Origin of the sequence: Janthinobacterium sp. PSPC3-1, from assembly GCF_049896105.1 — a bacterium.
Taxonomy (GTDB): domain Bacteria; phylum Pseudomonadota; class Gammaproteobacteria; order Burkholderiales; family Burkholderiaceae_D; genus Janthinobacterium.
Genome location: NZ_JAFCTQ010000053.1, coordinates 13,772 through 33,812, shown reverse-complemented (window position 1 = coordinate 33,812; position 20,041 = coordinate 13,772). Strand labels below are relative to the sequence as shown.

Genomic DNA, 20,041 nt, shown 5'->3' with positions numbered 1-20,041 from the left:
TAAGACTGCGACCTCAACTGAACCTATCGTGTGAAGTTACTTGACCTCCGGGAGGCGTCCATATAAGTGCTTCCCTAGTCGGATCGCCCCTCGGATGGCGACCGGGTAACCTAGCTGGAACTGCCAGACATGCACCATTTCGTGGATAAACCATTTTTTTTGGCGTGCGCCCTCTTTGGAAAAATCCTCCCTGAACTCCGACTCATGAAAATACATCTCCCCATTTGGTGTCATCGCCACATCCTTGGGCTGCAAGCCAAACCATAAATACGGCTCCGCATGTACCTTGACCTTGCCGTAGTCGATCGCATCCTCGAACAGCATCCATGCCATATCGATCTCGCCCTTGGTCAGCGGGCGCACCTTGTCTTTCACCGTCACTTTCCTCACCGACGAACCGACATCCTTGTTGGTGGTTTTGACGTCCTGCAGTTCGACCGTCTTGCTGGCCGCCTTGGCATGTGCGGGTGACGCTGCGCAGCACGGCGATTTGTCCGCCTGGGGAAAAAACTCGGCCCCGGTAATCTGCGCCTCCTGCTTGCTGGTGATGCGCTCCGTACGCCCCTTGGCATCCGTCGTCCCCGTCCACGTTTCCCCATTGCTGACGCTGATCCTGTAATCGGCGTGCGCCAGCGGTACGCCGGTTTGCGACACGAATTCCAGCTGCTCGTCGTAGCCGCAGCACCAGCATTCACCGGCCTGGCCGGCGCGCCGGTGCATTTCGCAGCCGCTTTTGGCGTCGCGCAGGGTGGCGCCCAGCACGGGCTTGCCGCCATCGGAATAGGTGACGACCATGCTGTCGAAGCGCGCGCCCAGGCTGTCCCGGTAGTGCGTGACGAGGGCATAAAACACATCGCAGCCGGTGGTGCTGATCACATGGTGGCGCGTCATGATGGGCTCCGCGATAAAACGCCAGCGTAGGCCTGTCGCGAACCGGTCTTGTTGACACGGCGCAATCGACAAGCCCTTGCGTTAAGATGCAGGCCATCACTTTCGATAAAAGAACCAGCACATGACCGATACCGCACAGCAGACCCATGCCGCCGCCGCCAGTCTGGCCTCCGCCCTGATAGACGATCCGTTTTACCGCAGCGTCACGGTCGCCTGCGGTGAAGATGAATCCGCGCGCCTGGCCATGCTGACCACTTACTTCGAACTGGCGCTGGTTGAAGGCTTCCAGGCCGGCCGCGTCGACATGGCCGACGGCTTTGGCCATGGCGCCGCCATCTGGACCACCGATGCGCCGCTGCCGCTGCGCCAGGCCGCTTATGCGCAGCGCGAGGTGGGCTTGCGCGAACTGCTGGGACCTCAGGGTTCGGCCAATTTCACGGCGATTGTCGCCAATATGGAACACGCGCTGGCACAGCATGCGCTGCAGGACGCCTGGTATCTGTCGATTGCCGGCATCGCGCCCGCCGCGCAGGGACGTGGGCTGGGCGCCTCGGTGCTGGCGCCGGGCCTGGCGGCCGTCGACCAGGCCGGCGCCGTGTGTTTCCTGGAGACCTATAACCAACGCAGCCTGCCGTTCTACGGCCGGCTCGGCTTTACAGTGGCGGGCCGCTACGCGGAAGCCGTCACGGGAGCCGATTACTGGCTGATGCTGCGCCAGCCGATACGCCCTGCAATGCCTGATTGACCATTTTGTGCATTTCTATACACTCGTCTTTTATTTGACGACCTGGAGATGGACATGCCCGCCCCGCAACTGCACCGTACCCTGATCGCCCTGGCCTGCCTGGCCGCCATCGGCGTCGCGCAAGCCGATACGGTGATCGACAACGCCAACGGCTACACCCTGAACGCCGCCGGCAAGCTGCTGCGCTTTGGATCGCTGGCGTTTGACGACGCGGGCAGGATCGTCGCCGTCGGCACGGCTGCCGAGGTGAAGCGCAAGGCGGCCAGGGGCGCCACGCACATTGACGTGCAGGGCAAGACCGTGCTGCCAGGCCTGATCGACGCGCATGGCCATGTGTTCGGCCTGGGTGCGATTGCCAGCGGCGTGATGCTGTACGGTTCTTCTTCGCTCGAATCAGCAGTCAAGACAGTTGGCGAATTTGCACGCGCGCATCCCGAACGCGGCTGGGTGACCGGCAATGGCTGGAATCAGGAAATCTGGAAGCTGGGGCGCTTTCCTACCGCGCTGGAGCTTGATGCGGCGGGGAGCGCGCGGCCGGTCTGGCTGCGCCGGGTTGACGGTCATGCGGGCTGGGCCAACAGCCGCGCGCTGGCGCTGGCCGGCATCACGCGCGACACCCAAGACCCGGCCGGCGGCAAGATCGTGCGCGATGGTGAGGGCAACGCCACCGGCGTGCTGGTCGATAACGCCATGGACCTGATGGACCAGGTGCTGCCGAAACCAGGCGAGGCGGACAACCGCGCGGCGCTCGACGGTGCGCTGGCGCAGCTGGCGCAAGTGGGCCTGACCAGCGTGCACGACGCCGGCATCGACGTGGCCCAGGACCGGCTGTACCGCGACTACGCCGATCACGGCAAGCTGACGGTGCGCGTGTACGGCATGATTTTTGACGTCACGGCCGACTTTGACGCGCTGTCGAAAATGGGTCCCTTGAACAGCTACGCGCACGACCTGTATGCGCTGCGCGCCGTGAAACTCTTGTCCGACGGCGCGCTGGGCAGCCGCGGCGCGGCCCTGATCGAACCCTATAGCGACTCGCCCGAGACGCGCGGCCTGCTGTTTCATGACGATGACGCGATGCGGGCGCGGATGGACAAGGCCATGCGCGCCGGCTACCAGGTCAATGTGCACGCCATCGGCGACGCCGGCAACCGTCAGCTGCTCGACGGTTACCAGGCCTTGACCAGGCAGTACGACAATGTGGGGCTGCGCCACCGCATCGAACACGCGCAAGTGGTGCGGCCGGCCGATATCCCGCGCTTCAAGACCCTGGGCATCGTGCCGTCGATGCAGCCGACTCACGCCACCTCCGACCAGAACATGGCCGAACAGCGCGTGGGCCCCGAGCGCATCAAGGGCGCCTATGCCTGGCGCACCTTTCTGAAACAGGGTTCGCGCATCGCCTGCGGCTCCGATTTTCCGATCGAGTCGCCGAATCCCTTCGAGGGCATCCACGCGGCTGTCACGCGGCAGAACAATGAAGGCTTGCCGGCGGGCGGCTGGTATCCGCAGCAGGCGATGACGGTCACCGAAGCGCTGCGCTGTTTTACACTGGACGCGGCGTGGGCGGGGCACCAGGAAAAAGTCATAGGCTCGCTGGAAAAGGGCAAGTGGGCCGACTTTATCGTGGTCGACCAGGATTTGTTTACCGTGGCGCCGGCGGCGATTGGCAAGACGCAGGTGCTGCAGACGTGGCTGGCGGGGAAGCGAATATTTGAGAAAAAGTAAAACAAAACCGGTTGACTTGCTTGTATAGACAACCTATGCTTGTCACATAAAAGCGGGCCACGCATGCCCGCTTTCCCCCTTGAGAGGAGACAGCATGAACAACATGGACAGCGATCCGCGCTTCGACGCCAGCCGCAGCATCCGTGCCCCGCGCGGCACGCAATTGGCCTGCAAGAACTGGCAGATCGAAGCGGCCTACCGCATGGTGCAGAACAATCTCGATGCCGAGGTGGCGGAGCATCCGCAGCACCTGGTGGTCTACGGCGGCATCGGCCGCGCCGCGCGCAACTGGGCCTGTTTCGACCAGATCCTCGCCTCGCTGCGTGAACTGGAGGAGGACCAGACGCTGCTGATACAGTCCGGCAAACCGGTCGGCGTATTTCGCACGCATGTGGATGCGCCGCGCGTGCTGATCGCCAATTCCAACCTGGTGCCGAAATGGGCCAACTGGGAACATTTCAACGAACTCGATCGCCAGGGCCTGTTCATGTACGGCCAGATGACGGCCGGCAGCTGGATCTATATCGGCACGCAAGGCATCGTGCAGGGTACTTATGAAACCTTTGCCGAAGCGGGCCGCCAGCATTTCGGCGGCGACTGGGCCGGGCGCTGGATACTGACGGCGGGCCTGGGCGGCATGGGCGGCGCGCAGCCGCTGGCCGCCACCATGGCCGGTGCCGTCTCGCTGACCATCGAATGCCAGCAAAGCAGCATCGATTTCCGCCTGCGCACGCGCTACCTGGACAAGCAGGCCGCCAATCTGGACGACGCGCTGGCGCTGGTCCGATATCACACCGAACGCAAGGAGGCGATCTCCATCGGCTTGCTGGGCAACGCGGCCGAACTGCTGCCGGAACTGGTCAAACGCGCGAAAGCGGGCGGGCCGCTGCCGGACCTGGTGACGGACCAGACCTCGGCGCACGACCTGGTCAACGGCTATCTGCCGCGCGGCTGGAGCGTGTCGGACTGGAAGGCGGCGCAGCAGGACCCACAGCGCCATGCGCGCCTGGCGGTGGCCGCCGCCGACTCCTGCGCCGCGCACGTGCAGGCGATGCTGGATTTTCATGCGATGGGCGTGCACACGGTCGACTATGGCAACAATATCCGCCAGGTGGCGTTCGACCAGGGCGTGCAGAATGCCTTCGATTTTCCCGGTTTCGTGCCGGCGTATATCCGCCCGCAGTTCTGCGAAGGGCGCGGGCCGTTTCGCTGGGTGGCGCTGTCGGGTGACCCGGAAGACATCTATAAAACCGACGCCAAGATCAAGGAATTGTTCCCGCAGCATGCGCAGGTCCACCACTGGCTGGACATGGCGCGCGAACGCATCGCCTTCCAGGGCCTGCCGGCGCGCATCTGCTGGCTGGGCCTGGGCGAGCGTCATCTCGCCGGCCTGGCCTTCAACGAGATGGTGCGCACGGGCGAGCTGAAGGCGCCCATCGTGATCGGCCGCGACCACCTCGATACGGGCTCGGTCGCCAGCCCGAACCGTGAAACGGAAAGCATGAAGGACGGCACCGACGCCGTCTCCGACTGGCCGCTGCTGAACGCCCTGCTCAATACGGCCGGCGGCGCCACCTGGGTCTCGCTGCATCATGGCGGCGGCGTCGGCATGGGGTATTCTCAGCATGCGGGCATGGTGATCGTGGCCGACGGCACGGAAAGCGCGGCAAAACGCCTGGCGCGCGTGCTGGTCAACGACAGCGGCTCGGGCGTGATGCGCCATGCCGATGCCGGCTATGAAACGGCGGCCGCCTGCGCCAAACGCAATGGCCTGAACCTGCCCATGATGGACTGAAAACATGACACCACCACTGAAAAGCTGGACCCTGACACCGGGCGCGATGACCCTGGCCGAGCTGCGCGCGGTGTGGGCCGCGCCGGCAAAACTGATCCTCGCTGCCGAAGCCTATGGGGTGATCGAGAGTTCGGCCGCGGCCGTGCGGGCGATCGTCGCCAAGGGCGACGCGGCGTATGGCATCAATACCGGCTTCGGCCTGCTGGCCAAGACGCGCATCCCCGACGACAAGCTGGAACAACTGCAGCGCAACCTGATTTTGTCGCACTCGGTCGGCACCGGCGAACTGCTGTCCGACGCGGTGGTGCGCTTGATCATGCTGATGAAGATCGGCAGCCTGGCGCGCGGCTATTCGGGCGTGCGCCCGCTGATCGTCGATACCCTGATCGCGCTGTACAACGCGGGCATCATGCCGGCGATTCCCGCCAAGGGCTCGGTGGGCGCCTCGGGCGACCTGGCGCCGCTGTCGCACATGACCCTGGCCATGCTGGGCGTGGGCGACGTGCGCATGCATGGCGTGCTGATGCCGGCGCCCGAGGCGCTGGCGCAGGCCGGCATCGCGCCGGTGGTGCTGGCGGCGAAAGAGGGCCTGGCGCTGATCAACGGCACGCAGGTGTCGACCGCGCTGGCGCTGCACGGCCTGTTCATGGCCGAGCGCCTGCTGGAAGCGGCGATGGTGACGGGCGCGCTGTCGCTCGACGCGGCCAAGGGCAGCGATGCGCCGTTCGACGCGCGCGTGCATGCGGTGCGCGGCCAGCCGGGGCAGATCCTGGCGGCGCAGATGTACCGCCAGCTGGTGGCGCACAGCACCATCCGCGCCTCGCACCTGGAAGGCGACGAGCGCGTGCAGGACCCGTACAGCCTGCGCTGCCAGCCGCAGGTGATGGGCGCCTGCCTGGACCTGATCGTCAACGCGCGCCGCACCCTGCTGATTGAAGCCAATGCCGTCACCGACAATCCGCTGCTGTTCCAGGACGGACCTGGCACCTTGGCAGAAATCGTCTCGGGCGGCAATTTCCATGCCGAACCGGTCGCCTTTGCGGCCGATACCCTGGCGCTGGCGATCGCCGAAATCGGCGCGCTGGCCGAACGCCGCATCGCGCTGCTGATCGACGCGACCTTGTCCGGCCTGCCGCCTTTCCTGGTGCGCGAGCCGGGCATCAATTCCGGCTTTATGATCGCGCATGTGACGGCGGCGGCGCTGGCGTCGGAAAACAAGTCGCTGGCGCACCCGGCCAGCGTCGACAGCCTGCCGACTTCCGCCAACCAGGAAGACCATGTCAGCATGGCCACCTACGCCGGACGCCGCCTGGACGACATGGCGCACAATACGGCCGTCATCGTCGGGATTGAATTACTGGCGGGGGCACAGGGCATCGATTTCCACCGCCCCTTGAAAACTTCGCCGCAGCTGGAACACGTGCACCATCAGCTGCGCCAGAAGGTGCCGTTCTTTGACGCCGACCGTTACTTTGCGCCCGATATCGAGGCCGCCCGGCAGATGGTGCTTGCCGGCGACTTGAGCCTGACCTGCAAGCAGCTGTTCGCGCCGCTGTACGATTGAACGGCGCCAGGAGACCATCATGGATTATCAATTTGATGCAGGCAGCATCCCGCTGCTGGTATCGATGCCGCATGTGGGCGTCGATATCCCCGACGAGATCGCCGCACGCATGACGCGGCAGGCGCTGCAGAAAGCCGATACCGACTGGCATCTGCGCGAGCTGCATGGCTACTTGCGGCAGATGGATGCGTCGGTGCTGTCGGCGCGCTGGTCGCGCTATGTGGTCGATCTGAACCGGCCGCAGGAAGACACGAATCTGTATCCGGGCCAGGACACGACCGGCCTGCTGCCGATGGATACCTTCCACCGCGAGCCGCTGTATCTGGCGGGGCAGGAGCCTGACGTGCACGACTGGCAGCGGCGCGTGGAGCGTTACTGGGCGCCGTATCACCGCCAGCTGCAGCAGGAACTCGAGCGCCTGCTGCGCGTGCATGGCGCGGTGGTGCTGTGGGAAGCCCATTCGATCGCCTCGCATGTGCCGCGTTTTTTCGACGGCAAGCTGCCCGACCTCAATTTCGGCACGGCCGATGGCGCCAGTTGCGATCCCGGCCTGACGTCCGCCGTGGTCGGCCTGGCGCGCTCGCAAGAACAATTGACGGTAGCCTTGAACGGCCGCTTCAAGGGCGGCCATATCACGCGCCACTACGGCCAGCCTGCGCGCCGCGTGCACGCGATCCAGCTTGAAATGTGCCAGTGCCTGTATATGGACGAAGCGGCGCCTTTCGCGTACCGGCCGGATCGCGCGGCGCAGGTGCAGCCGCTGCTGCAAGCCATGATGGAAGCGGCCGTGGCGTGGGTGCGGCAGTGAATCTGTTTGCGCGCCATGCGCTGCTGCCGCAAGGCTGGCGCCGCGACGTGCTGCTGGCCTGGGATGCGCATGGCGACTTGACGAGCGTGATCGATAACGCCGTGCCGCCCGATGGCGTGGAGCTGGCCGAGTACGTGCTGCCAGGGATGGTCAACCTGCACTCGCACAGCTTCCAGCGCGCGCTGGGCGGGCGCACGGAATTCGCCGCTGATGGCCCTGGCAGCCATGACAGCTTCTGGACCTGGCGCGACCTGATGTACCGCTTCGCGCGCAATATCACGCCCGACCAACTCGAGGCGATTGCCGCCCAGCTGTTCTCCGAATGCCTGCGCCACGGCTACACCTCGGTGTGCGAATTCCACTATGTGCAACGCCAGCCGAACGGCGCCTGGTACGACCGGCCGGCCGAAACCGCCGAGCGCGTGATTGCCGCCGCGCGGTTGGCTGGAATCGGCGTCACCATGCTGCCGGTGTTGTATAGTTATTCAGGATTTAACGACAGCGCGTTGAAACCGGAGCAGCAGCGTTTCCGCACCGATGCCGACGACGTGCTGCGCGTGATCGAGGCTTTGGCGCCGCTGCGCGACGGCCAGACCGAGGTGGGGGTGGCGCCGCATTCGCTGCGCGCGGCATCGATGGCGCAGATCGCGCAGGTGGCGGCGGCCTTGCCGGCCGGGCGCCCGATCCATCTCCACATCGCCGAGCAGCAGGCCGAAGTCGATCAGTGCCTGGCCGCGACCGGCATGCGGCCGGTGCGGTATCTGTACGATCGGGTGACTGTCGACGCGCGCTGGTGTCTGGTGCACGCCACCCATCTGGACGCAAGCGAGATTTCGCACATCGCCGCCAGCGGCGCGGTGGCGGGTTTGTGTCCCACCACCGAGGCCAACCTGGGCGACGGCCTGTTCCCGCTCGACGCGTTTCTGGCGGCAGGCGGGCGCTTTGGCATCGGCAGCGACAGCCACGTGTCGCAAAGCCCGGTGGAAGAACTGCGCTGGCTCGAGTATGGCCAGCGCCTGCGGCAGCAGCGCCGCAATATCGCGGTGTCCAGCGAGCGGCGCCAGGTGGGCGACTTTTTATGGCAGGGCGCCTTGCAGGGCGGGGCGCAGGCGGCGGGGCGGCCGGTGGGCGCGCTGGCGCCGGGCCGCCGGGCCGACGTGCTGGTGCTCGACGGCGCGCATCCCAAGCTGTGGGGCCTGGCGCTGCACGAGGTGCTGGGCAGCCTGGTCTTCAGCGGCAACGACAACCTGGTGCGTGACGTCATGGTCGGCGGCAGGTGGCTGGTACGCAACGCACAACATGTGGCGCAGCAGGCGATTGCTGCGCGCTTCAAGCAAACGATGGCAGAACTGAGGGAGTTTCAATGAACCGGCTGATCCAGTACGCAAGCCTGCGGCCCACGCCGTGGAAGAACGGCGGCGGCGTCACCACCGAACTGGCGATGTCGCCGCCCGGCGCTGGCCTCGACAATTTCGACTGGCGCGTGAGCCTGGCCAGCATTGCCGAAGATGGTCCGTTCTCGCAGTTTCCCGGCGTGGACCGCACGCTGGTGATGGTCGCCGGCGACGGCGTGCTGCTCGAGGTCGGCGACGAACGCGTGGTGCTCAGTCCCGGCGAGCCGCTGGTGGAGTTTGCCGGCGAAGATCCCGTCCATGCCACCGTCAATGGCCAGTCCACGCTCGACTTCAACGTCCTCACCCGGCGCGGCAGCTACCGCCACCGGATCGTACCGTTGGTGGTCGGCGGCAGCGTGCCGCTGCCGCGCCGCAGCGACACCACGCTGGTGTTCCTGGCCGATGGCGAGAGCCTGTCGGTGAGCAGCGCGCGCGAACGGCTGGCGCTGGTGCGCTACGACCTGCTGGTGCTGGAAGGCGAACAGGACTGGACGCTGGAATCGGCCCAGGCCACGGTGTTCGTCGTCGACCTCATCGCCAGTTAAAGGCCGCCCATGGCGTGGGACCTGTTGTTGACCAATGTGCACCTGGCTACCATGGCCGGCGATGACACTGATAACGGCTACGGCGAGATCCTGGATGGCGCAATCGCCGTCAAGGACGGTCGCATCGCCTGGCTGGGCCCACGGGCGGCACTGCCCACAAGCCAGGCCGCCACCGTGCACGATGGCGGTGGCTGCTGGCTCACGCCCGGCCTGATCGACTGCCACACGCATATCGTCCACGCCGGCAACCGCAGCGGTGAATTCGAAGCGCGCCTCAACGGCGCCACCTACGAGGACATCGCTCGCGCTGGCGGCGGCATCATGTCCACCGTGCGCGCCACGCGTGCCGCCAGCGCAGACGAGCTGCTGGCGCAAAGCCTGCCGCGCGTGCTGGCCTTGCTGGCCGAAGGCGTGACCACTCTGGAGATCAAGTCCGGCTATGGGCTGGACTTGGAAACCGAGGCGAAAATGCTGCGCGTGGCGCGCGCCATCGGCGAGCAACTACCGGTCAGCGTGCGCACCACATTTCTCGGCGCGCATGCGCTGCCGCCCGAATACGCCGGCCGGCCTGACGACTATATCGACCTGGTGTGCCGCCAGATGCTGCCGGCGCTGGCAGCGTCTGGCCTGGTCGACGCGGTCGACGCCTTTTGCGAGCGCATCGGTTTTACGCCGGCGCAGACGCGGCAAGTATTCGCCGCGGCGCAGGCGCTGGGCCTGCCCGTGAAACTGCATGCCGAGCAGCTGTCGGACCAGGGCGGCGCGGCGCTGGTGGCGCAGTTTGGCGGCTTGTCGGCCGACCACCTGGAGTTTTTGAGCGACGACGGCATCGCCGCCATGGCGCGCCACGGCACGGTGGCCGTGCTGCTGCCGGGTGCGTACTACTTTTTGCGCGAGACGCAGCCGCCGCCGATTGCCGCCCTGCGCGCGGTCGGTGTGCCGATGGCGGTATCGACCGACTGCAACCCCGGCACCTCGCCGATGACCTCCTTGCTGCTGGCGATGAATATGGCCTGCACCTTGTGGCGCTTGACGCCGCAGGAGGCGCTGGCCGGCGCCACCATCCATGCGGCGCGCGCGCTGGGCATGCAGAGTGATACGGGGAGCCTGGCGGTGGGCAAGCGTGCCGATTTCGCGCTGTGGCGCATCGCCCGTCCTGCCGACCTGTCGTATGCGATGGGATTGAATCCCTGCGCGGGCGTGGTGCACGGCGGCGTGTGGCGCATGCCGGTGGTAAGCTTGCCCGATTGATCATTCGTCGGGGAGCGCCGCGTGCGCGTCATTCACTTATTGGCCTTGTTTGTTTTCTGCTGCACCTCGCCGGCCCATGCCATGGACACGGGCACCCTGAAGGTGGGCTCGAAGCGCTTTACGGAATCGTACATCCTGGGCGAGATCGTGCGGCAAAGCGCCGCGCCCCAGGTCAAGGCCGAACATCGCCAGGGCCTGGGCAACACGGCCATCGTGCTGGCCGCGCTGCAGGCCGGCAGCATCGACCTGTATGCGGAATACACGGGCACGATTGCCAGCGAAGTGCTGAAGCACGACAAGCCGGTTACCCTGGAGCAGATGCGGCGCGAACTGGCGGCCCTGGGCCTGGGCGTGGCTGTGCCGCTGGGCTTCAACAATACCTATGCGCTGGCCATGCGCGGCGATGACAAGAGCATCGCCAGCCTGGCGGACCTGGCCACGCATCCGGCATTGAAATTCGGCCTGTCGCATGAATTCATCGGCCGCGTCGATGGCTGGCCGGGGCTGGCTGCGCGCTACAAGCTGCCGCAGCGCCCGCGCGGGCTCGATCACGGCATCGCCTATGAAGCGCTGGCGCAGCGGCAGGTCGACGTGATCGATATCTATTCGACCGACGCCAAGATCCGCCAGTACGGCTTGCGCGTGCTGGCCGACACGCAGCAGTACTTTCCCCGCTACGACGCCATGCTGCTGTACCGCCTGGATATGCCCAAGCGTTTTCCCGCCGCCTGGCAGGCGCTGCAAAAGCTGGAAGGGCGCATCAGCGAAAGCGCCATGATCAGCATGAACGCAGCGGTGGAAATCGATGGCAAGAGCTTTACGGTGGTTGCCCGCGAATGGCTGGCGTCCGGCGGCGGCAAGCCTGCCGCAAGCGATGCGCGCGCCGGGCTGCTCGATAAAATCATCGGCGACGATTTATGGACCCTGACGCGCCAGCACCTGACGCTGGTGCTGCTGTCGGTGGCGCTGGCCTGCCTGGTCGGCGTGCCGCTGGGCGTGCTGGCGGCGTTTTATGCGCCGCTACGGCAAACCGTGCTGGCGCTGGTGGGCGTCTTGCAAACCGTCCCGTCGCTGGCGCTGCTGGCGATATTGATCCCCGTACTGGGCATGATCGGCATGGTGCTGGCGCTGGTGGCGCTGTTCGTGTATGCGCTGCTGCCCATCGTGCGTAATACCTGCACCGGCATCCTGCAGATCCCGCCGGGGCTGCGCATGGCGGCGCTGGCGCTGGGCCTGACCCGCCGCGACCGCCTGCTGCATGTGGACTTGCCGCTGGCCTTGCCGGTGATCCTGGCCGGCGTGAAGACGGCCGCCGTGATGAGTGTAGGCACGGCCACGATTGCCGCCTTTATCGGCGCCGGCGGCTATGGCGAGCGCATCACCATCGGCCTGGCGCTGAACGACAACGACATGCTGCTGGCCGGCGCGATTCCCGCCGCCGTGCTGGCGCTATTGACGCAGGGTATCTTTGAACTGGTGGAGCGGTGGGCGGTGCGCCGCGAGGGCAAGCTGCGGACTTGATCTTGCACAAAGCCCCAACGCCGAAGGATGCCACACTGACTCTCCCGCGCGCCCCGCATCCTCTGGCGCAGCCGGTCCTCAACCCCTCAAGGAGATTTGCATGACACGCCACTTTGTTGCCTGCTGTATTGCTTTCTTCTACAAAAACAGACAGCGCCAGGGCGGCGCCGCGCAGCAGCATATCGGCTTGCATGGCACATTGATTGAGCCACGGAAATAGTAACGAATTACCGATGAAATGTAAGAGCTGGTAAGCAAATGTAAGGGTCGGCCTGAACGTATTGTGCAACGTTTATATTCATTCCGTTGATTGAATTCTCCCCCTCCCACTTGACAATGGGTTCTACCCACGGTGCCGCTAGCCCGTGGGTTTTTTTTGCGTGGTGGACGTTATTGGGAAATTCCTTGCGGTTTGCCTGCTGATAATTTCGTCAATGCATCCCCTGTGACGCGGCAAATGCGCCAGTCGGGCATGACGTCGGCGCCCATGCCCTGGTAAAAATGGATGGCGTTTTCGTTCCAGTCCAGCACGGACCATTCGAAGCGGCCGCAGTTGCGTTCGACCGCCAGTTGCGCCAGGGCGACCAGCATCTGCTTGCCATAACCCTTGCCGCGCGCGGCCTGTTTCACGTACAGGTCTTCCAGGTACAGGCCCTTGCGGCACAGGAAGGTGGAAAAATTGTGGAAGAACAGGGCGAAGGTGACGACCTCGCCGTTGTCCAGGCCGACCAGCGCTTCGCAGGCGGGCTGCGGGCCGAACAGGCTGTCGTGCAGCATGTCGGGCGTGGCGATCATCATGTGCTCGAGTTTTTCAAATACGGCCAGTTCGTGGATCATGCCGAAGATGGCGGCCACGTCGGCGGCTTGGGCGGGACGGATGGCGAGGGTGGACGAGTTGCTCATGGTGCCTTTGCGGTAGCTGCGGTGGAAATTGAAGAGGCGATGCGGGTCTTGCGCGCGCCCGAGGTCAAGGCCCAGGCCACGCTCGACAGGCACAACACCATGCCCAGCCATTCGATGGCGGCCGGGCGGTAGTGTTCGAACTGTATCGACAGCAGCACGGAAATGACGGGCGTGACCACGCCGATATACACGGTCTTTTGCGTGCCGATGCGGGCGATCAGGGTGAAATAGGCGCTGAACGCAATCACCGAGCCGAACACGGCCAGGTAGACCAGGCCCATCCAGTAGCTGGCGCGCGTCGGCAGGGTCCAGGCCTGTCCCGTTGCCAGCGCCCAGACTGCCACCATCAGCGTGCCCCACAACATGGTCCACGCCATGGTCAGCATCACATTGCTCGAATGGCTGCGCACTTTCATCACCAGCGCATTGCCCACCGTGCTGGCGACAGTCGCCACCAGCGCCAGCATAAAGCCGAGCAAAAAGTGGCCGTTGCCGCCACCGAGGATCTCTTTCAGGGCCGCATCGATCGACTGGTAGAACAGCAGCACGATGCCGCACATGGCGACCGCCCCCGCAAAACAGGTGGAAACGGTGATCGGCGTGCCGAAGGCCAGGCGGTTGAGCAGCGGCGTCCAGAACACCATCAGCGCGAACAGCACGCTGACCAGGGCGGAGACCAGGTATTGCTCCGAGCTGTAAGTGCACACATAGCTGAGCGCGAACGAGGCCAGCCCCTGCAGCATCATCCATTTTTGCGCGCGCCAGGGCAGGCGCAAGGTATCGCCGCGGATGGCGCACCAGGCAAACAGGGTGGCGGAGGCCAGGCCGAAGCGGTAGACCACGGAAACGGCGGGGGCGACATCGCCCAGTTGCAAGGTGATGGCCCAGAACGTGGAGCCCCAGATCAGGCAGGCGGTGATAAACAGGAGGGGAGAGGACATCGCGACAGTATACGGTGTCACCCGGGGCTTGACCAGCGCAGCATCGGCGCCACGGCGTGGCTTGAGCCAGAGCAGGGATGGTGAAAAATATTGATTTTATGAAAATATTTATATTATTATTAATTCAATATTTTCCGACTTCAACTCTTCAGGGAGCCCATCATGCCAGCCTCGCTGCACTTCAAAGTATGGACCGTGATCGTCTACGTGGTCGTGACAACCTTGATCGCCATCTGGCTGCATGAAGGCATGGCGCCGGCCGCCAGCTTGATGGCGACCGGCACTTTTGGCTAATCCTTAATGCGTCACGCGCGTGGTGCGGCCATCGGACAGCAGGCGCACGCGTTCACCGGGACGGAATTGCTCGTCCGCATCTTGCACGATGGCGCGCAGGTCGCCATTGTCCAGGCGCACGGTGATTTCAAAGCCGGGCTTGTTCGCCGAGTTCGCTTCGATGCTCTGGCCGGCGATGCCGCCCGCCACCGCACCGAGGATGCTGGCCGCAATGGCGCCCTTGCCGCCGCCCACGGCCGAACCGGCCACGCCACCGAGCGCCGCGCCGGCCAGCACGCCGGTGCCGCTTTCGCCCTTGTCGATGGTGACCTGGCGCACGGATTCCACGGTGCCCATGCGCACCGACTGTTCATTCTGCGCCTGGCGCGCCTTGTACACATTGGCTGAATTCGGTTGTACGGCGCAACCGGCCAGGGTAGCCAGCAAGGCCACGGCAATAATCGATGTTTTCATGTTCAACTCCAGGGATAAAAAGATAGTGCGCCGATCGCACCGGATGGCATCGGCTGCGCATTAATGATAAGACAAGTTGCCGTTGATAAACAGAGTGCAATGGTAATAATCTGTTACCTCAACACTAATAAGCCAGCCGCAAGCGCCGGTACGCAAAGCCCAGCACGAACAGCGGACCGATCAGCAAAAAGCGCACATCGTCCAGGAATGAAGGCTTTCTGCCCTCGATCTGGTGCCCGATGAACTGGCCGATCCAGGCCAGCACGAACAGCACCAGCGACAGCGGCAAAATCACGATCGGCTGCATCGCCGCCAGCGCGATCAGCATCAGGGCCAGCATCGCCAGCATGCCGAGCGCAAACGGCCGCGACAGCTTTACATAGTACGCCAGGGCGGCCACGCTGCCGGCCAGCGCCACGGCCGCATGCACGCTCCACAGCAAGCCCAGCACACTGAACACGATCAGCGGCACGCAGACGATATGCATCCATTCATTGACGGGATTGCGGTGGCTGTCGCCGTACTGCGCCAGCAGGGTGTCGATGGTGCGCATGGCAGTCTCTGTAGTCATTGTCCGGAAATTCTACACCGGTTTGCCGACGGCCCGAGCGCGTAGAATGGTGGCTTGCCCATCCGACACAGGAACAGCAGTTGATTCCACCCCTCGCACCTCCCGACACCCGCAAGCGCTGCTTCGATCCCGTCGTCGACGCCAACACGCGGCTGCTGATACTGGGCAGCCTGCCCGGCGAAAAATCGCTGGCGCACAGCCAGTATTACGCCCATCCGCAAAACAAGTTCTGGCTGCTGCTGGGGGAGGTACTGGGCATCGGGCTGAAAAGCCTGCCGTATGAAGCGCGCCTGGCGACCTTGCTGGCGCATGGCGTGGGGCTGTGGGACGTGGTGGCGCAGGCGCAGCGCTCGGGCAGCCTGGACAGCAATATCCGCGAACGCGACGACAACGACCTGGTGGCGCTGGCCGCCAGCCTGCCACGGTTGGACACCATCGCCTTCAACGGCGGCACGGCGGCCAGGCTGGGTTTGAAGGTGCTGGGTGGACAGGCAGAGCGTTACCGCATTGTCAGCCTGCCGTCGAGCAGCCCGGCGTACACGCTGGCGTATGAGGCCAAATTGCAGCAATGGAAAACACTGGAATCAGCTTCCTAGGCGCATCACTGCGCCACAATCCGGAACTCAGTTGCTTTGACGACAGGGCGCACCTGATTGCGTTCCCGCTGCAATTCCACGATGCCGTAATGCGACATCGTTTTCAGCGTGCGTGACAGGTTGCTCTGCTTGCGGCCGGTGACCTCGGCCAATGCGGAAATCGACTCCGGTTGCATGTCCCTGATCACGTGCAGCAGCGCCCGGTTTTCATCGCTGAGGACTTCGGCCAGCGACTTCATGGAGACAAACCAGACTTTCGGTTCGTCTGGCTGTGGCTTGTAGCTGCCACTGGCGATCGCCAGCACGCGTTCGCGAATCTTCTCTTGCGGCATGATGCCTATAAAAATCGGTTTCATTACTTTTTTACCTCCTGAAGCACGCGGTCGACATCCGCAAAGAAATCGTTCAACAATTGTTGCGCATCCTTGAATTCATATGGCACGCCCTGGTCTGAAACATGCCGGTGCTTGTGATCGAAAGCCAGGATCCGTCCCGCATACTTGAATTTCTTTGGCGGCTTGATGAGATGCGCGTTGTCGTAACCAAGAATGCGTTTGCCATACGGTTCATGCAGCGTCAGCGAATAGCGTATGCCGTGCGGTACTTCGTCCGAAACAGCCGATCGCTGCGCCTCGATCTTGATCCAGTAGCCGTTTCCCTGGTCGAGCAGTGACCCGTCCAGGTCCAGCAGGGTATCGATGGCAGGATCGGTCTTCATGGCCTATATATATCATCAGTTGATATGTTAGCGCTTTCTCGCGCAGTTTTCAAGATGGTGCCACCGGTGCGCATGACGAACCCCCAGGTTTTGTCAAGCTTCCTCACTGCCAGCCTGCCAGCTGCTTGTGCGTCCTGGCTGCTTCTTCACCTTGGCTGTTGTATCCACGCCTAACTCTTTTGCTCCCTCTTCACTTTTGCGCTTGCTTACGCTGATATATTACGTTTAATATCCTGATATATCAGAGTGCGCCAAGTTGGTGCCACGACAAAACATGCAAAGCAAGGAGATGGCAGCGATGACCGAGTTCATGAACCAGGATTTTCTACTCACCACCGAGACGGCCCGCAAGCTGTATCACGAGGTAGCGGCCGACCTGCCGATCATCGATTACCACTCGCACCTGCAACAAGGCGAAATCGCCGCGCGCAAGACCTTCCGCAATATTGCCGAGCTGTGGCTGGCGGGCGACCATTACAAATGGCGCTTGATGCGCACCTCGGGCGTGGCCGAGGAATTCATCACGGGCGAGCGCTCGGACCAGGAAAAATTCCGTGCCTTCTGCAAGGTGCTGCCTCTCGCCATCGGCAATCCGATCCACCACTGGAGCCACCTGGAACTGCGCCGCATCTTCAATATCGACCTGATCATCAACGAGGCGAATGCCGACGCGATCTGGGAACAGGCCAACGCCAAGCTGGCCACGATGGACACCTGGTCGCTGCTGGAACAGGCCGGCGTGGAAATCGCCTGCACCACCGACGACCCGGCCGACGACCTGCTGCAGCATGGGGAAATCGCCGCCTCCGCACTGAAAACCCGCGTGCTGCCGGCCTACCGTCCCGACAAGGCCATGCGCATCAACCAGCCGCGTTTCGTGGAATACCTGAAGCGCCTGGGCGACGTGGCGCAAGTGCCGGTCACCTCGTTTGCCTCGCTGATCGCCGCGCTGGCCGTGCGTGTGGAATTTTTCCACTCGCGTGGCGCGCGCATCTCGGACCACGCCGTCGACGTCAGCTTGCCGGTCGTGGGCGCGACGCCCGAAGAACTCGAAGCGCTGTTTGCCAAGCGCTTGCAAGGTACCTTGCTCACCGACACGGAGAACGGCCTGTACCTGCGCGGCCTGCTCGAAGCGATCGGCCGCGTGTATGCCAACTACGGCTGGACCATGTGCCTGCATATCGGCGCGCAGCGCAACAATAATGACCGCATGCGCGCCAGGCTGGGGCCGGACACGGGCTACGACTCGATCTCGGACCTGGGCACCAGCGCCGGCCTGGCCTCGCTGCTGAACGCGCTGGACCTGGACGACCGCCTGCCGAAAACCATGCTGTTCTGCCTGAATCCGAACATGAACGAAGTGCTGTCGACCATGGTCGGCAACTTCCAGGATGGCACCGTCGCCGGCAAGCTGCAGTTCGGCCCGGCTTGGTGGTTCAACGACCATAAAGAGGGCAATCTGCAGCAGCTGGTGGGTTTTGGCAACCACAGCGTGCTGGGCGTGTTCGTCGGCATGGTGACCGATTCGCGCAGCTTCGCGTCCTACCCGCGTCACGACTATTTCCGCCGCCTGGTATGCCGCCAGATCGGCGAATGGGTGCACGGTGGCGAATACCCGAACGACTTCGAGGCGCTGGCCACCATCGTGCGCGGCATCTGCTACGACAACGCGAAAAAGTACTTTCAGCTTTAATCCCTCAGCCGCCGCCAGGAACAACAGTCATGCAAAAAGTATTGTGTATTCACCCCGACGACGACATGCTGGTCGCGCTGTCCGACCTGGCCGCTGGCGAAGTCGTCAACTGGGAGGGTGAGTCCATCCTGATCAGCAGCGCCGTCAAGACCAAGCACAAGCTGGCCCGCCGCGCGTTTGCGGCCGGCGAGATCCTGCGCCTGTACGGCGTACCGGTCGGCAAGGCCACGGTCGATATCCGCCGCGGCGAAGCCGTCACCACCGACAACCTGCACCATTACGCGGCCGAAGTGGAACTGGAGCCGCAAGCGCCCTATACCTGGACACCGCCCGACGTGGACCGCTTCGAGGGCGCTACCTTCCCCGGCGTGGTGCGCGCCGACGGCCGCGTGGGCACGGCCAATTACTGGCTGGTGTTTCCGCTGGTGTTCTGCGAAAACCGCAATGTCGAACACCTGCGCAATGCGCTCGAAGCGCCGCTCGGCTACACGCGCAACGACCTGGCGTCGTTCACCCTGTCGCTGCTGGGCGAAGACATGGAAGCGCCGAAACCGGTGGTGCGCCCGTTTCCGAACCTGGACGGCGTGCGCATCATCACGCACAACGGCGGCTGCGGCGGCACGCGTGCCGATGCGCGCTCGCTGTGCAGGATTCTGTCGGCCTATGCCGACCATCCGAACGTGGCCGGCATCACCGTCTTCAGCCTCGGTTGCCAGAACGCGCAGATTGCCATGTTCAAGGATGCGCTGGCCAAGCAGAACCCGAACTTCGACAAGCCCTGCCTGATCTACGAACAGCAACAGTGGGACAGCGAAGACGCGATGATGAAGGCCGTGCTGACCGACACCCTGGCGCAGCTGAAGGAAGCGAACAAGGTCGTGCGCCAGCCGGTGCCGCTGTCGCACCTGAAGATCGGCGTCAAGTGCGGCGGCTCCGACGGCTTTTCCGGCATCTCCGCCAACCCGGCCATGGGCCTGGTGTCGGACATGGTGGTGGCCGTCGGCGGCTCGTCCATCCTGGCCGAATTTCCCGAGCTGTGCGGCGTGGAAGCCAATTTGATTGAGCGCTGCGAAAACGACGACGACAAGCGCCGCTTCCTGGGCCTGATGCGCGACTTCGAAGCACGCGCCGAAGCGGTCGGCACCCACTTTGCCGACAACCCCAGCCCCGGCAATATCCGCGACGGCCTGATTACCGACGCGATGAAATCGGCCGGCGCGGCCAAGAAGGGCGGCACCTCGCCCATCGTCTCGGTGCTCGACTACGGCGAACAAAGCCCGAAAGCCGGCCTGTCGTTGCTGTGCACGCCGGGTGGCGATGTCGAATCGGTGACCGGCATCGTGGCCTCGGGCGCCAACGTGGTGCTGTTTTCCACCGGCCTCGGTACGCCGACGGGCAACCCGATCGTGCCGGTGCTGAAAATCTCCAGCAACACCCGCGTCGCCAAAAAACTGTCGGACCTGATCGACTATGACTGCGGCCCCGTGATCGACGGCACGCCTTTGCCGGAAGTGGCCAACGGCCTGTTCGACATGGTGGTGGCCACCGCCGGCGGCCAGTACACGGCCAAGGCCGACTGCCTGCAGCAGTACGACTTCATCTTCTGGAAACGCGACATTTCACTGTGAGC

At 64.0% G+C, this 20,041-nt stretch carries 20 protein-coding genes; 13 read left to right on the top strand and 7 right to left on the bottom strand.

The features are described from left to right. Nucleotides 1–36 precede the first annotated feature (36 nt). The gene (locus ACP7B7_RS29430) at nucleotides 37–891 is read right to left on the bottom strand and encodes a hypothetical protein (protein WP_426079054.1); all 855 of its coding nucleotides are present in this window, start codon (nucleotides 889–891) and stop codon (nucleotides 37–39) included. A gap of 121 nt (nucleotides 892–1,012) precedes the next feature. Between ACP7B7_RS29430 and ACP7B7_RS29425 the strand changes: the two genes are divergently transcribed. The 9 genes from ACP7B7_RS29425 (at nucleotide 1,013) to ACP7B7_RS29385 (ending at nucleotide 12,242) form a co-directional block, all read left to right on the top strand. Beyond that, nucleotides 1,013–1,636: a GNAT family N-acetyltransferase gene (locus ACP7B7_RS29425; protein WP_426079053.1), complete on the top strand. Its 624-nt coding sequence runs from the start codon at nucleotides 1,013–1,015 to the stop codon at nucleotides 1,634–1,636. A 54-nt stretch (nucleotides 1,637–1,690) separates the two neighbouring features. Further along, nucleotides 1,691–3,364 carry an amidohydrolase gene (locus ACP7B7_RS29420; RefSeq protein ID WP_308924288.1) on the top strand — a complete coding sequence of 558 codons (1,674 nt, stop codon included), beginning with the start codon at nucleotides 1,691–1,693 and terminating at the stop codon, nucleotides 3,362–3,364. Nucleotides 3,365–3,458: 94 nt separating this feature from the next. Continuing rightward, nucleotides 3,459–5,159, top strand: a complete 1,701-nt coding sequence (hutU, locus tag ACP7B7_RS29415) for a urocanate hydratase (RefSeq protein ID WP_426079052.1) — start codon at nucleotides 3,459–3,461, stop codon at nucleotides 5,157–5,159. A 4-nt stretch (nucleotides 5,160–5,163) separates the two neighbouring features. Beyond that, a complete protein-coding gene (hutH, locus tag ACP7B7_RS29410; RefSeq protein WP_426079051.1) occupies nucleotides 5,164–6,723 on the top strand; it encodes a histidine ammonia-lyase in 1,560 nt (519 codons plus the stop codon). A gap of 19 nt (nucleotides 6,724–6,742) precedes the next feature. Then, a complete protein-coding gene (gene hutG / locus ACP7B7_RS29405) occupies nucleotides 6,743–7,531 on the top strand; it encodes an N-formylglutamate deformylase (RefSeq protein WP_426079050.1) in 789 nt (262 codons plus the stop codon). Next, complete coding sequence (locus ACP7B7_RS29400) at nucleotides 7,516–8,898, top strand: formimidoylglutamate deiminase (RefSeq protein ID WP_426079049.1); 1,383 nt, start codon at nucleotides 7,516–7,518, stop codon at nucleotides 8,896–8,898. The genes hutG and ACP7B7_RS29400 overlap by 16 nt, the downstream gene beginning before the upstream one ends. Next, nucleotides 8,895–9,470, top strand: a complete 576-nt coding sequence (locus ACP7B7_RS29395) for a HutD/Ves family protein (protein WP_426079048.1) — start codon at nucleotides 8,895–8,897, stop codon at nucleotides 9,468–9,470. Before ACP7B7_RS29400 ends, ACP7B7_RS29395 begins: the two co-directional genes overlap by 4 nt. 9 nt (nucleotides 9,471–9,479) lie before the next feature. Continuing rightward, nucleotides 9,480–10,721, top strand: a complete 1,242-nt coding sequence (hutI, locus tag ACP7B7_RS29390) for an imidazolonepropionase (RefSeq protein ID WP_426079047.1) — start codon at nucleotides 9,480–9,482, stop codon at nucleotides 10,719–10,721. 81 nt (nucleotides 10,722–10,802) lie between these two features. Continuing rightward, complete coding sequence (locus ACP7B7_RS29385; protein ID WP_426079056.1) at nucleotides 10,803–12,242, top strand: glycine betaine ABC transporter substrate-binding protein; 1,440 nt, start codon at nucleotides 10,803–10,805, stop codon at nucleotides 12,240–12,242. Between the two features lie 390 nt (nucleotides 12,243–12,632). On the opposite strand, the gene ACP7B7_RS29380 is transcribed toward ACP7B7_RS29385, so the two are convergent. Both ACP7B7_RS29380 and ACP7B7_RS29375 read right to left on the bottom strand, forming a co-directional pair. Next, entirely contained in the window at nucleotides 12,633–13,145 is a 513-nt protein-coding gene (locus ACP7B7_RS29380) for a GNAT family N-acetyltransferase (RefSeq protein WP_426079046.1), read from the bottom strand. Further along, nucleotides 13,142–14,086, bottom strand: coding sequence for a DMT family transporter (locus ACP7B7_RS29375; RefSeq protein ID WP_426079045.1), 945 nt, complete (start codon nucleotides 14,084–14,086; stop codon nucleotides 13,142–13,144). Before ACP7B7_RS29375 ends, ACP7B7_RS29380 begins: the two co-directional genes overlap by 4 nt. A 162-nt stretch (nucleotides 14,087–14,248) precedes the next feature. On the opposite strand from ACP7B7_RS29375, the gene ACP7B7_RS29370 reads away from it, so the two are divergent. Next, nucleotides 14,249–14,380: a hypothetical protein gene (locus tag ACP7B7_RS29370; protein WP_426079044.1), complete on the top strand. Its 132-nt coding sequence runs from the start codon at nucleotides 14,249–14,251 to the stop codon at nucleotides 14,378–14,380. A 3-nt stretch (nucleotides 14,381–14,383) separates the two neighbouring features. Here the strand turns inward: ACP7B7_RS29370 and ACP7B7_RS29365 are convergent, their stop codons facing one another. Further along, the gene (locus ACP7B7_RS29365) at nucleotides 14,384–14,833 is read right to left on the bottom strand and encodes a glycine zipper 2TM domain-containing protein (RefSeq protein ID WP_308924298.1); all 450 of its coding nucleotides are present in this window, start codon (nucleotides 14,831–14,833) and stop codon (nucleotides 14,384–14,386) included. 124 nt (nucleotides 14,834–14,957) lie between these two features. Beyond that, nucleotides 14,958–15,404, bottom strand: a complete 447-nt coding sequence (locus ACP7B7_RS29360) for a DUF962 domain-containing protein (protein WP_426079043.1) — start codon at nucleotides 15,402–15,404, stop codon at nucleotides 14,958–14,960. Nucleotides 15,405–15,484: 80 nt separating this feature from the next. Between ACP7B7_RS29360 and ACP7B7_RS29355 the strand changes: the two genes are divergently transcribed. After that, nucleotides 15,485–16,000 carry a DNA-deoxyinosine glycosylase gene (locus ACP7B7_RS29355; RefSeq protein ID WP_426079042.1) on the top strand — a complete coding sequence of 172 codons (516 nt, stop codon included), beginning with the start codon at nucleotides 15,485–15,487 and terminating at the stop codon, nucleotides 15,998–16,000. A 5-nt stretch (nucleotides 16,001–16,005) separates the two neighbouring features. On the opposite strand, the gene ACP7B7_RS29350 is transcribed toward ACP7B7_RS29355, so the two are convergent. Both ACP7B7_RS29350 and ACP7B7_RS29345 read right to left on the bottom strand, forming a co-directional pair. After that, nucleotides 16,006–16,356 (bottom strand): transcriptional regulator, encoded by a 351-nt coding sequence (locus ACP7B7_RS29350; RefSeq protein WP_426079041.1) that lies wholly within the window; start codon nucleotides 16,354–16,356, stop codon nucleotides 16,006–16,008. Beyond that, the gene (locus tag ACP7B7_RS29345) at nucleotides 16,356–16,718 is read right to left on the bottom strand and encodes a toxin-antitoxin system TumE family protein (protein ID WP_426079040.1); all 363 of its coding nucleotides are present in this window, start codon (nucleotides 16,716–16,718) and stop codon (nucleotides 16,356–16,358) included. The genes ACP7B7_RS29350 and ACP7B7_RS29345 overlap by 1 nt, the downstream gene beginning before the upstream one ends. Before the next feature lie 298 nt (nucleotides 16,719–17,016). Here ACP7B7_RS29345 and uxaC point away from each other — a divergent pair, with 298 nt between their 5' ends. Beyond that, nucleotides 17,017–18,411, top strand: a complete 1,395-nt coding sequence (uxaC, locus tag ACP7B7_RS29340) for a glucuronate isomerase (protein ID WP_426079039.1) — start codon at nucleotides 17,017–17,019, stop codon at nucleotides 18,409–18,411. A 29-nt stretch (nucleotides 18,412–18,440) separates the two neighbouring features. Then, complete coding sequence (locus ACP7B7_RS29335; protein WP_426079038.1) at nucleotides 18,441–20,039, top strand: UxaA family hydrolase; 1,599 nt, start codon at nucleotides 18,441–18,443, stop codon at nucleotides 20,037–20,039. Nucleotides 20,040–20,041: the final 2 nt, after the last annotated feature.

Excerpts from the sequence above, each read along its gene's own strand:
- ACP7B7_RS29385 (WP_426079056.1), top strand. The coding sequence starts at position 10,803 with ATGGACACGGGCACCCTGAAGGTGGGCTCGAAGCGCTTTACGGAATCG.
- ACP7B7_RS29375 (WP_426079045.1), bottom strand. The coding sequence starts at position 14,086 with ATGTCCTCTCCCCTCCTGTTTATCACCGCCTGCCTGATCTGGGGCTCC.
- ACP7B7_RS29365 (WP_308924298.1), bottom strand. The coding sequence starts at position 14,833 with ATGAAAACATCGATTATTGCCGTGGCCTTGCTGGCTACCCTGGCCGGT.
- uxaC (WP_426079039.1), top strand. The coding sequence starts at position 17,017 with ATGACCGAGTTCATGAACCAGGATTTTCTACTCACCACCGAGACGGCC.
- ACP7B7_RS29345 (WP_426079040.1), bottom strand. The coding sequence starts at position 16,718 with ATGAAGACCGATCCTGCCATCGATACCCTGCTGGACCTGGACGGGTCA.
- ACP7B7_RS29380 (WP_426079046.1), bottom strand. The coding sequence starts at position 13,145 with ATGAGCAACTCGTCCACCCTCGCCATCCGTCCCGCCCAAGCCGCCGAC.
- ACP7B7_RS29360 (WP_426079043.1), bottom strand. The coding sequence starts at position 15,404 with ATGACTACAGAGACTGCCATGCGCACCATCGACACCCTGCTGGCGCAG.
- hutI (WP_426079047.1), top strand. The coding sequence starts at position 9,480 with ATGGCGTGGGACCTGTTGTTGACCAATGTGCACCTGGCTACCATGGCC.
- ACP7B7_RS29395 (WP_426079048.1), top strand. The coding sequence starts at position 8,895 with ATGAACCGGCTGATCCAGTACGCAAGCCTGCGGCCCACGCCGTGGAAG.
- ACP7B7_RS29370 (WP_426079044.1), top strand. The coding sequence starts at position 14,249 with ATGCCAGCCTCGCTGCACTTCAAAGTATGGACCGTGATCGTCTACGTG.
- hutU (WP_426079052.1), top strand. The coding sequence starts at position 3,459 with ATGAACAACATGGACAGCGATCCGCGCTTCGACGCCAGCCGCAGCATC.
- ACP7B7_RS29335 (WP_426079038.1), top strand. The coding sequence starts at position 18,441 with ATGCAAAAAGTATTGTGTATTCACCCCGACGACGACATGCTGGTCGCG.
- ACP7B7_RS29430 (WP_426079054.1), bottom strand. The coding sequence starts at position 891 with ATGACGCGCCACCATGTGATCAGCACCACCGGCTGCGATGTGTTTTAT.
- ACP7B7_RS29350 (WP_426079041.1), bottom strand. The coding sequence starts at position 16,356 with ATGAAACCGATTTTTATAGGCATCATGCCGCAAGAGAAGATTCGCGAA.
- hutH (WP_426079051.1), top strand. The coding sequence starts at position 5,164 with ATGACACCACCACTGAAAAGCTGGACCCTGACACCGGGCGCGATGACC.
- ACP7B7_RS29425 (WP_426079053.1), top strand. The coding sequence starts at position 1,013 with ATGACCGATACCGCACAGCAGACCCATGCCGCCGCCGCCAGTCTGGCC.
- hutG (WP_426079050.1), top strand. The coding sequence starts at position 6,743 with ATGGATTATCAATTTGATGCAGGCAGCATCCCGCTGCTGGTATCGATG.
- ACP7B7_RS29420 (WP_308924288.1), top strand. The coding sequence starts at position 1,691 with ATGCCCGCCCCGCAACTGCACCGTACCCTGATCGCCCTGGCCTGCCTG.